At 68.3% G+C, this 9,891-nt stretch carries 10 protein-coding genes; 7 read left to right on the top strand and 3 right to left on the bottom strand.

Features of this window, described 5'->3' with window-relative positions; translation table 11 throughout:
- Nucleotides 1–138: 138 nt before the first annotated feature.
- A complete protein-coding gene (locus ACFV9G_RS29070) occupies nucleotides 139–993 on the top strand; it encodes an LLM class flavin-dependent oxidoreductase (RefSeq protein WP_378732814.1) in 855 nt (284 codons plus the stop codon).
- A 137-nt stretch (nucleotides 994–1,130) separates the two neighbouring features.
- Here ACFV9G_RS29070 and rpmA read toward each other — a convergent pair whose 3' ends face one another.
- A complete protein-coding gene (gene rpmA, locus ACFV9G_RS29065; RefSeq protein WP_378732812.1) occupies nucleotides 1,131–1,388 on the bottom strand; it encodes a 50S ribosomal protein L27 in 258 nt (85 codons plus the stop codon).
- A 36-nt stretch (nucleotides 1,389–1,424) separates the two neighbouring features.
- The gene (rplU, locus tag ACFV9G_RS29060) at nucleotides 1,425–1,727 is read right to left on the bottom strand and encodes a 50S ribosomal protein L21 (RefSeq protein ID WP_160024636.1); all 303 of its coding nucleotides are present in this window, start codon (nucleotides 1,725–1,727) and stop codon (nucleotides 1,425–1,427) included.
- Nucleotides 1,728–2,014: 287 nt separating this feature from the next.
- On the opposite strand from rplU, the gene ACFV9G_RS29055 reads away from it, so the two are divergent.
- The 5 genes from ACFV9G_RS29055 (at nucleotide 2,015) to ACFV9G_RS29035 (ending at nucleotide 7,589) form a co-directional block, all read left to right on the top strand.
- Nucleotides 2,015–2,803 carry a DeoR/GlpR family DNA-binding transcription regulator gene (locus tag ACFV9G_RS29055; protein WP_378732810.1) on the top strand — a complete coding sequence of 263 codons (789 nt, stop codon included), beginning with the start codon at nucleotides 2,015–2,017 and terminating at the stop codon, nucleotides 2,801–2,803.
- Nucleotides 2,804–2,966: 163 nt separating this feature from the next.
- Nucleotides 2,967–4,289: an ABC transporter substrate-binding protein gene (locus ACFV9G_RS29050; RefSeq protein ID WP_378732808.1), complete on the top strand. Its 1,323-nt coding sequence runs from the start codon at nucleotides 2,967–2,969 to the stop codon at nucleotides 4,287–4,289.
- Entirely contained in the window at nucleotides 4,289–5,248 is a 960-nt protein-coding gene (locus tag ACFV9G_RS29045) for a carbohydrate ABC transporter permease (RefSeq protein ID WP_378732806.1), read from the top strand. Before ACFV9G_RS29050 ends, ACFV9G_RS29045 begins: the two co-directional genes overlap by 1 nt.
- Nucleotides 5,245–6,081 (top strand): carbohydrate ABC transporter permease, encoded by an 837-nt coding sequence (locus ACFV9G_RS29040; RefSeq protein ID WP_378732804.1) that lies wholly within the window; start codon nucleotides 5,245–5,247, stop codon nucleotides 6,079–6,081. The genes ACFV9G_RS29045 and ACFV9G_RS29040 overlap by 4 nt, the downstream gene beginning before the upstream one ends.
- A complete protein-coding gene (locus tag ACFV9G_RS29035) occupies nucleotides 6,078–7,589 on the top strand; it encodes a mannitol dehydrogenase family protein (protein ID WP_378732802.1) in 1,512 nt (503 codons plus the stop codon). Before ACFV9G_RS29040 ends, ACFV9G_RS29035 begins: the two co-directional genes overlap by 4 nt.
- 8 nt (nucleotides 7,590–7,597) lie before the next feature.
- Here the strand turns inward: ACFV9G_RS29035 and ACFV9G_RS29030 are convergent, their stop codons facing one another.
- A complete protein-coding gene (locus ACFV9G_RS29030; protein WP_378732800.1) occupies nucleotides 7,598–8,581 on the bottom strand; it encodes an ArsR family transcriptional regulator in 984 nt (327 codons plus the stop codon).
- 67 nt (nucleotides 8,582–8,648) lie between these two features.
- Between ACFV9G_RS29030 and ACFV9G_RS29025 the strand changes: the two genes are divergently transcribed.
- Nucleotides 8,649–9,860: a hypothetical protein gene (locus ACFV9G_RS29025; RefSeq protein ID WP_378732798.1), complete on the top strand. Its 1,212-nt coding sequence runs from the start codon at nucleotides 8,649–8,651 to the stop codon at nucleotides 9,858–9,860.
- The last annotated feature ends 31 nt before the right edge of the window (nucleotides 9,861–9,891 follow it).

Raw genomic sequence — 9,891 nt, 5'->3', positions numbered from 1 at the left:
TTTTTTTTTTTTTTATTCCCTTTTCTTCGCCCCCGCCCCCGTTGGCGCGCTGGTTGGGTTTTTTTTTGTTGTTGCGGTTCAGCTTCTTGTTGCTCGGGTTGCCGCACCCGCCCCCCGACTCGGCACTAAGTTGAGTCCATGCGCATAGGAACAGTGATGTGGCCGATCGAGGACTGGCCGGCGATGGGCGAGCGATGGGTGCAGGCCGAGCAGCTCGGGTTCGAGACGGCGTGGGTTTACGACCACCTGGCCTGGCGCGGGCACAGCCCGTGGGAGGAGGCGTTCACGTCGATGGCGGCCGCGGCCGCCCTCACCTCCACGATCCGGCTCGGAACGCTGGTGACCACCCCCAACTTCCGTACGCCGATCCCGACCGCTGCCGCGATCCGCAGCCTCGACCGGATCTCCGGCGGGCGGATCACGATCGGCATCGGAGCGGGCGGCGACGACCACACCTCCGACGGCGACGTGCTCGGGCGGGAGTTCACGCCTCGCGAGCGCGCGGACCGGTTCGCGGAGTGGACCCGCACCGTCGACTTGCTGCTGCGCGACTCACCGGTGACGATCGACGGCGAGCACTGGCAGACCCATGAGGTCACCGTCTCCCCCGGCCAGGTGCAGCAACCGCGCACCCCGCTGTGGCTGGCCGGCAACGGCCCGCGCGGGATCCGGCTCGCCGCCGAGGTCGGCGACGGCTGGATCGCCAACCCGAAGGCCGAGAACCCGAAGGCGTACGTCGCCGAGCGACTCGAGATGCTGCGGGAGGCGTGCGAGAAGCGCGGGCGTGACTACGACGCGATGCCGAAGCTGTTCATGTCCGGCTTCACCGAGGAGCCCTGGACCGAGTCGGCCGACGCGTTCGAGGATCTCGCCGGCTCCTACGCCGAGATCGGGATCACCGACATCGCGATCCACTGGCCGCGCACCGGCACCCGCTGGGAGGTCCCGTGGGACACCTTCGAGTCGATAGCCGACCGGGCGACGCGCCTCTGACGGCCCTCGACAAGATCCGCGCCGAGTCGGCTCGTTCTAACGAGCCGACTCGCCGAAGAATTCGGTCAGGACGAGCCGACTCGGCAAGACGGCGACGGGCCCTCTCCCGGAGGAGAGGGCCCGTCGAAAAGCGTTGCTCAGGCGTCAGCCGGAACGATGTTGATCACCCGGCGGCCACGGCGCTTGCCGAACTCGACCGCACCCGCCTGCAGGGCGAACAGGGTGTCGTCGCCGCCACGGCCGACGTTGGTGCCGGGGTGGAAGTGAGTGCCACGCTGGCGGACGATGATCTCGCCGGCGCCGACGACCTGGCCGCCGAAGCGCTTCACACCGAGGCGCTGGGCGTTGGAGTCGCGACCGTTCTTGGTGCTTGCCGCACCCTTCTTGTGTGCCATCTTCTCAGTCCTTCAAGTATCTCTAGAACGCCGGAATCAGGCGTTGATCGCGGTGACCTTGACCTGGGTGTACTTCTGACGGTGACCCTGGCGCTTCTTGTAGCCGGTCTTGTTCTTGTACTTCTGGATGATGATCTTCGGGCCCTTGGAGGCACCGACGATCTCAGCCGCAACCGAAGCCTTGTCGAGGCCGGTCGAGGTCACGTTCTCGCCGTCGACCAGGAGGACCACGGGCAGCGAGACGGCCGAGCCGTTCTCGCCGTCGAGGCGGTCGATCTCGATGACGTCGCCGACAACGACCTTCTGCTGCTTGCTGCCAGCCTTCACGATCGCGTACACCGCGGTCTCCTTCATTGCTCCGAACTCAAAGTCTTGTGTCGACCCGCGGCAAGGCAGACCGGACCCCGAAGCGATAGGTGCCAGCAGATGCCTGCAGGAACGGCGCACTGCGCACGCCGAGATTCAATCTTACGTACGCGGCGAGGTAGCCGCAAAACGCCGCGACACCGTCCGCCCGGACACTGCCCGCGACATGGTGCCCCAGAAGGCCCCGATCGCGCCAACCGGGCGCCCGGTTCGGCCACGACCCCTACGAACCGGGCACGATTCCGGGCATGATGGCGCCCGTGACGTCGACCGAACCGCCGCTCGCGCAAAGCACGGAGACCCGGCAGGAGGAGATCCTGGCGCGCGCACGCACGACCGGCCGGGTCTCGGTGACCGATCTCGCACCCGACCTCGGGGTGAGCGTCGAGACGATCCGGCGCGACCTCAAGGTGCTCGCCGACCGCGGCGTCGTGGAGCGGGTCTACGGGGGCGCGGTCGCCCTGGAGAGCGGCAGCTTCGAGACCTCCCTCGAGTTCCGCGCGGGCCGCGACGTCGACGAGAAGCACCGGATCGCCCGGGCCGCCCTCCAGCACCGGCACGGAGCGGAGACGATCTACATCGACGAAGGCACGATGCCGCAGTTCCTGGCCGAGGAGCTGCTCGGCCAGGGGCCCGCGACGATCATCACCCCATCGCTCCCGGTGGCCACCCGTCTCTCCGCCGATCCGGAGCTCACCGTGATCATCCTGGGCGGGCGGGTCCGCACCATCACCCGGGGCGTCGTGGACCAGTGGGCGACCCGGATGCTCGCCGACCTGGTGATCGACCTGGCCTACATCGGCGCCAACGGGATCTCCCGCGAGCAGGGCCTGACCACCCAGGACCCCTCGGTCGCCGCGGTGAAGCGGACCGCCATCGAGCGCTCCAGGCGGCGGATCTTCTTCGGTGCCCACACCAAGTTCGGGGCCTCCAGCCTGTGCCGTTTCGCCGGCGTACGCGACTTCGAGCTCCTCATCACCGGCACCGAGCTCGCGGCCAGCGATGCCCGCCGGTTCTCGGCGCTGGGCCCCCGGGTCATCCGGGCCTGAGAACGGGCAGCAACCGGGCGCTCCGGGCGCACCGACCGGGCTAGGGGGTCCGAGCCGAATTACGCCATCGTGGTCCGTGACGACAGTCACACTGCGAGGAGGCAGATCTATGCGGGCACGGAGACGGACCTCCGCAGCGCTGACAGCGCTCTCATTGGCCACCGTGTTGTTGACGGCATGCGGGACCGGCGGACTGGGCGCCGGCGGGACGAGCGCGGGCGAGCACAGCATCACGGTGCTGATGGTCAACAACCCCCAGATGCTCGAGCTCCAGGAGCTCACCGCGGAGCACTTCACCGAGGAGACCGGGATCGAGGTGAACTTCGTGGTCAAGGTCGAGCAGGACATGCGCGACACCGCCAGCACCGAGTTCGCCAACCAGTCCGGGATCTATGACGTGGCGACGCTGTCCAACTTCGAGATCCCCTACTACGCCGAGGCCGGCTGGATCTCGGACATGGAGAGCATCGCGAACGACCCGGAGTTCGACCAGGACGACATCCTTCCGCCGATGACCGAGGCGCTCTCGGCCAACGGCAAGGTCTATGGCCAGCCCTTCTACGGCGAGTCCTCGTTCCTGATGTACCGCAAGGACCTCTTCGAGAAGCACGGCATCGAGATGCCGGCCGCCCCGACCTGGGAGCAGGTCGCCGGCTTCGCCGCCCAGATCGACGAGGCCGAGGCCGACATGCGTGGTATCTGCCTGCGTGGCCTGGCCGGCTGGGGCGACAACCTCGCCTCGATCACGACGGTGGTCAACACCATGGGCGGCACCTGGTTCGACGAGGACTGGAATGCCCAGGTCGACAAGGGCGGCTTCAAGAAGGCGGCCAACTTCTATGTCGACCTGGTCCGGGAGCACGGCGAGGCCGGCGCCGCGACCTTCAGCTTCCCGCAGTGCCTCAACGCCATGCAGCAGGGCAAGGTCGCGATGTGGTACGACGCCACCTCTGGCGCCGGGTCGCTGGAAGCCGAGGAGTCGCCGGTCAAGGGCAAGGTGGGCTACGTCGCCGCACCGCACGACCAGACCGAGAACGCCGGCTGGCTCTACACCTGGGCCTGGGCGATCCAGAAGGCCTCCCGGCACCAGGAGGATGCCAAGAAGTTCGTCGCCTGGGCCTCCAGCAAGGAGTACGAGCAGCTGGTGATGGCCGACACCGAGCACGACACCGGCGGGCCGACCAACGTTCCCGCGGGCAAGCGTGCCTCGACCTATGCGGATCCCGAGTACCTCGAGGTGGCCGGCTCCTTCGCGACCCCGACCATGAACGCGATCAAGAACGCCCAGGCTGACAACCCAGGGGTCCAGAAGCGGCCCTACAACGGCATCCAGTTCGTCGGCGTGCCGAGCTTCACCGACTTCGGCACCGAGTGCGCCAAACAGCTCAGCAGCGCCATCTCGGGCTCGAAGACCACCGACGCGGCACTCGCCCGCTGTCAGTCGCTCGCCCAGGCGTACGGCGACGTCCAGAAGGAGAAGCAGTGATGGCCACCGTGACCGCACCACTCCGCGAAACGACCGAGCCGACGGCGAGCAGGCCGCCCGCGGCGTACCGGAAATGGGGCCGGGAGTCCTGGAAGCTGCGGGCTCCCCTGCTGCCCGCCCTGGTCTTCCTGATCGTGGTGACGCAGCTGCCGTTCGTGGCGACGCTGGTGATGTCGTTCATGAACTGGAGCGCCCAGCCCGACGCCCCGGAGCGCAGCTTCGCCGGCTTCGACAACTTCAAGACCGTGTTCACGACGCCGGCCTACCGTACGGCCGTCCTGAACACGATCGAGATGACCGTGGTCGTCGTCGGGGTCAGCGCCCTGCTCGCCCTCGGGATCGCGCTGCTGCTCAACCATGCGTTCATCGGCCGCGGCCTGGTGCGCACGATGATGATCGCGCCCTTCCTGATCGTGCCGATCGCGGCCGCGGTCTTCTGGGGCAACGGCATCCTGATGACCGGGTTCGGCCTGGTCGACGGCGTGCTCGGTCAGCTCGGGGTGCCCGGCGCCCAGGACATCGCCTTCCTCACCGACCATCCCAAGCTCGCCATCGAGATCCAGCTGATCTGGCAGTGGACGCCGTTCATGATGCTGATCCTGCTCGCCGGCCTGCAGTCGCAGGATCCTGAGGTGCTGGAGGCGGCGAGCATCGACGGCTGCAACGGGTGGCAGACGTTCGTGCACATGACGCTCCCCCACGTACGCCGCTATCTCGAGCTCTCGATCGTGCTCGGCACGATCTTCATCGTCCAGAACTTCGACTCGGTCCTGGGCATGACCGGTGGGCTGAACTCCACCAACATCCCCTACGCCGTCTACGAGACGTTCTACTCGGCCAAGGACTACGGGGTCGCCTCCGCGCTGGGCGTCGTCGTGGTCATCGGCTCACTGATCATCGCGACCTTCGCGCTGCGCGTCGTGTCGTCCCTGCTGACCGACGAGGAGGCAAGTCGATGAACCCATGGAACCGGCAGCGGGTGGCGAAGATCGTCATCCCGATCGCAGCGTGGCTGGTCGGCATCATCTTCGTGATCCCGATCCTCTACATGGTCCTGACCTCGCTGCACGCACCGCAGGACGCCCAGACGTACCCGCCCAGCTGGGGTGCCCCGCTGACACTGGAGAACTACAGCGGCCTGTTCACCTCGGCCAACCCGATCACCCCGGCACTGATCAACTCGGTAATCACCAGCGTGATCTCGACGCTGCTCGTGCTCGTCCTGGCCATCCCCGCGGCGTACGCACTGGCGATCAAGCCGGTGAAGAAGTGGTCGGATGCGATGTTCTTCTTCCTGTCGACGAAGATGCTGCCGATGGTCGCGGGGATCCTGCCGATCTACCTGTTCACGACCAAGGTCATCAACATGCCCGACAACGTGATCATCCTGGTCCTGCTCTATACCGCGATGAACCTGCCGATCGCGGTCTGGATGATGCGGTCGTTCCTGGCCGAGGTGCCGCCGGCGATCATCGAGGCGGCCTCGATCGACGGCGCGTCGACGCTCAGGATCCTGACCCGCATCGTGGCGCCGATCGCGATGCCCGGCGTCGCGGCCACCTCGCTGATCTGCTTCATCTTCTCGTGGAACGAGCAGCTCTACGCCAAGGTCCTCACCAGCGTCGCCGCGCAGACCGGACCGGTCTACGTGAACACCCTGATCCAGACCGAGCACGCCTACCTCGCCGAGCTCGCCGCCGGGGCGACGCTGATCTCGCTGCCCGTGCTCATCGCCGGCTTCGCCGCTCAGGACAAGCTGGTGCAGGGCCTCTCCCTCGGGGCGGTCAAATGACCCACGCTCGACTCACGACGGCTCGGCTCGGCGAGCTGTCCGCGGCTGTCGCCGTCCCCACCTATGACCGAACCGCCGTCACCCCCGGGATCGTGCATCTCGGGGTCGGTGGCTTCCACCGTGCCCACCAGGCGCGCTATGTCGACGACCTGCTCGCCTCGGGCATCCGCGACTGGGGCATCGTCGGGGTGGGGCTGATGCCCCAGGACGTACGCATGCGGGATGCTCTCGCCGCGCAGGACCATCTCTACACGCTCGTCGAGCGGGCGCCGGACGGGGGTGTGCGGGGGCGGGTGATCGGCTCGATCATCGACTACCTCTTCGCCCCCGACTCCCCCGCGGACGTGCTGAGGCTGCTCACCGACCCGCGGATCCGGATCGTGTCGCTGACCATCACCGAGGGTGGCTATCACGTCAACCAGGCGACCGGTGGCTTCGATGCGTCCGACCCCGCCATCCAGGAGGACCTGCGGCCGGGGGCGGTGCCCTCGACTGCGTTCGGTTACGTCGTGGAGGCGCTGGCTCGTCGTCGGGCCGCCGGGGTGGCGCCGTTCACGGTCATGTCGTGCGACAACATCGCCGGCAACGGCGAGGTCGCCCGGGCGATGCTGTCGGCGTTCGCCTCCCTGCGCGACCCGGCCCTGGGTGACTGGATCGCCTCCGAGGTCGCCTTCCCGAGCTCGATGGTGGACCGGATCACCCCGGCGACCACCGATGCCGACGTCGAGGAGGTCGGCTGGCGGTTCGGGATCGGCGACGCCTGGCCGGTGGTCAGCGAGCCGTTCTCCCAGTGGGTGCTCGAGGACCACTTCCCGCAGGGACGGCCACCGTTCGAGCTGGCCGGGGTCGAGATGGTGCCCGACGTCGAGCCGTACGAGCTGATGAAGCTGCGGCTCCTCAACGCCAGCCACCAGGCACTGTGCTATCTCGGCTACCTGTCCGGCTACCGCTACGCCCACGAGGTCTGCACGGACCCGCTGTTCGTCGACTTCCTGCTCGGCTACATGTCGCAGGAGGGCGCCCCGACCCTGCCGCAGGTGCCCGGGGTGGACCTGCCGGGCTACCAGCGGGAGCTGATCGCCCGCTTCGCCAACCCCTACATCCGCGACACCCTGGCGCGGCTGTGCGCGGAGAGCTCCGACCGGATCCCGAAGTGGCTCGTCCCGGTCATCTCTGCCCAGCTCGCCTCGGGCGGTTCCGTGCGCCGGTCGGCGCTCGTCGTCGCCTCCTGGGCCCGCTATGCCGAAGGGGTCGACGAGCAGGGATCACCGATCGACATCGTCGACCGGCGCCGCGCCGACGTGACGGCCCGCGCGATCGCGCAGCGCGAAGACCCGCTCGCCTTCCTCCGCGACCCCGACCTCTTCGGCGATCTCGTCGACTCCCCTGAGTTCACCGAGCCGTACGCCGAGGCGCTGGCGTCGCTGCACGCGGTCGGCGCGCGGAAGACTCTCGAGTCCTGGTCGCGCTCGGCTGGAACGTCCTCCGCCTCGTCCGGAAAGACATGATGCAGCGGTTACACGACGAGCTCATCACCCAGCGCCGTACGCCAGTACAACACCTCGCGCCCCGCGCGTCGCCGCATCACGACGCCGGCGTCGAGGAGCACACGCAGGTGGTTGCCCACAGCGCCGACGGGCAGATGGGTCAGTGCCGCGAGCTGCGTCGTGGACCTCGGTGAGTCGAGAAGCGCCAGTACGCCGGCGCGGTTGGTTCCGATCAGCCGGGCCAGGGCTTTCGCGGGGTCGGTGCTCTCGCTGCCGGTGGCAGCGAGGGCACCGGCGACGGGATAGATGATCGCGTAGCGCTGGGGCAGGTCCCAGGCCAGCCAGGAACCGTCGCTGTGGACCGGGACGAAGGAGAGTTCGTGGGCGTCGGAGAGATCACGGGCTGGCAGGTCGTAACCGTTGACCTGCAGCGTCCCGTCGCCGAGCCACTTCTTCTGCTTGGTCCCGAGGGTCGCGAAGACGCCGGCCCAGCCCTCGCTGGCGAGCTGACTGGCCCTGGAGACGATGTCAGCCTCGAGAACGCGCCTGCGGCGTGGCCAGTCGCCCTGGACCGTTGCGGTCCAGATCCAGCGGAGCAGGTCGCTCACCGCATCGCGGATCCCTGATCGCTCCAGGGCGGCCGGGAGGTCTCCGGCGACGTCCCGGAGCTCGGCGCGCATGCGGGGCTCCTCCCAGGCGCGCACCTGGGCGAGCTCGTCCTCGAAGCCGGCTTCGTCGCCGAGCGGCGGTGGAGTGATGAAATCGGCCATCCACCCCGGCCTGTCGCCGCGGCGCGGTCTCCACAGGGTGGCGTCGAGCGCGCGCAGCATCGGGTCGGAGGCCAGCAGATCCCGGTACGCCTCGAGGTAGGCGGCCCGGAAGGAGCGCTGCCACGGGGTCCGGTCGGCGTCGGTACGACTGAGCACCGTAAGTGCGGCCACGGTCTCGTGGAGGGGTGAGACCAGGAATCGGCTCTCGGCCAGCAGGTCTGTCGGGATGATCCAGGTTCCCATCGGCATCACCTTTCGCGTGTGCGCGAATAAGTATCCACGAGATCTCGACCGTCCCAGACTTCACCGCATGACGAACACGTCCACCCAGCCGGCACCGACGACGTACGGGCAACTCTTCTCGATCCCGGAGTTCCGGGTCCTCTTCGCCAACCGCTGCCTGGTGATGATCTCGGTGGCCACGTCGTCGCTCGCGCTCGGCACGATCATCTTCGAGACCACGGGGTCCGCCCTGCTCAGCGCGCTCTCCATGTTCGGCGGGCCACTGGTCGCGCTGGTCGTCTCACAGCTGTTCCTCGGGCTCTCCGACACGCTGCGGCCGCGCACCGGGCTGATGCTGCAGATGGCCGGCCCGCTGGCGGCCAACGCGCTGCAGGCGGTGCCGGGGATACCGTGGCAGGCACGGTTCGCACTGCTGGCCATCCCCTACGCGGTGAACGCGATGCTCGCCGGCACCCAGTGGGTCGTGATGCGGGACATCATGTCCGGCTCGTCCTACGCACTCGGCCGCTCGACCCTGAACCTCGCCGTCGGGGGGATGCAGGTCGTCGGGTACGGCCTCGGCGGCGTCGCGCTGCTGTGGCTCTCGCCGCAGACGCTGTTCGTCGTCGCGGCGGTCATCAACCTGCTCAGCCTGTTGACGATGCGGTTCGGTATCCGCGACCGACCGGCCCCAGGACGTACGTCGGAGGGGGTCGTCGCCCGGACCCGCCGGGTCAACCGGCTGCTCCTCGGCTCGCGGGTCACCAGGCCGCTCTACCTCGCCGGCTGGGTGCCGAACGGGTTGATCGTCGGCTGCGAGGCGCTCTTCGTCCCCTATGGCCACGGTTCGCTCGCGGGTTATCTCTTCGCCGGGGGCGCGGCCGGCATGATGCTCGGCGATCTGAGCGCCGGCCGCTTCCTGACGATCCCGCAGCGTGACCGTCTCATCGGCCCGTTGCGCTATCTTCTGGCCGTACCCTTCCTCGTCTTCTGGCTCTCCCCGCCTGCCCCCATCGCGGTCGCTGCGGTGTTCATCGCCTCGGTCGGATACGCCGCCTCGCTCCCGCTGCAGGAGCGTCTCATCGCCCACACCGACGACGACATCCAAGGCCAGACGCTCGGCCTCCAGAGCCAGGGCATGATGATCGGCCAGGCCGTGGGTGCCGGCATCGGTGGCGCGGTCGCCACCCACCTCTCCCCCGGCCACACCATGGGACTTCTGGCCACCGCCTCGTTGCTGGTGACCATCGCGCTCACCCCCGGGCTCCGGCGCTCCACGCCGACACCGCGGTCTCGGTGAGAACGCCACGAGGCCCCGGCTACCGCTGGTG

This window comes from Nocardioides sp. NPDC059952 (assembly GCF_042730435.1).
GTDB lineage: Bacteria > Actinomycetota > Actinomycetes > Propionibacteriales > Nocardioidaceae > Nocardioides.
The sequence above is the reverse complement of the archived record's forward strand: the minus strand, read 5'-3'. Positions and strand labels throughout refer to the sequence as shown.

Coding starts and splice junctions, on each gene's coding strand:
- rpmA (WP_378732812.1), bottom strand. CDS start 1,388: ATGGCACACAAGAAGGGTGCGGCAAGCACCAAGAACGGTCGCGACTCC.
- ACFV9G_RS29045 (WP_378732806.1), top strand. CDS start 4,289: ATGGCCACCGTGACCGCACCACTCCGCGAAACGACCGAGCCGACGGCG.
- ACFV9G_RS29030 (WP_378732800.1), bottom strand. CDS start 8,581: ATGGGAACCTGGATCATCCCGACAGACCTGCTGGCCGAGAGCCGATTC.
- ACFV9G_RS29040 (WP_378732804.1), top strand. CDS start 5,245: ATGAACCCATGGAACCGGCAGCGGGTGGCGAAGATCGTCATCCCGATC.
- ACFV9G_RS29035 (WP_378732802.1), top strand. CDS start 6,078: ATGACCCACGCTCGACTCACGACGGCTCGGCTCGGCGAGCTGTCCGCG.
- ACFV9G_RS29070 (WP_378732814.1), top strand. CDS start 139: ATGCGCATAGGAACAGTGATGTGGCCGATCGAGGACTGGCCGGCGATG.
- ACFV9G_RS29025 (WP_378732798.1), top strand. CDS start 8,649: ATGACGAACACGTCCACCCAGCCGGCACCGACGACGTACGGGCAACTC.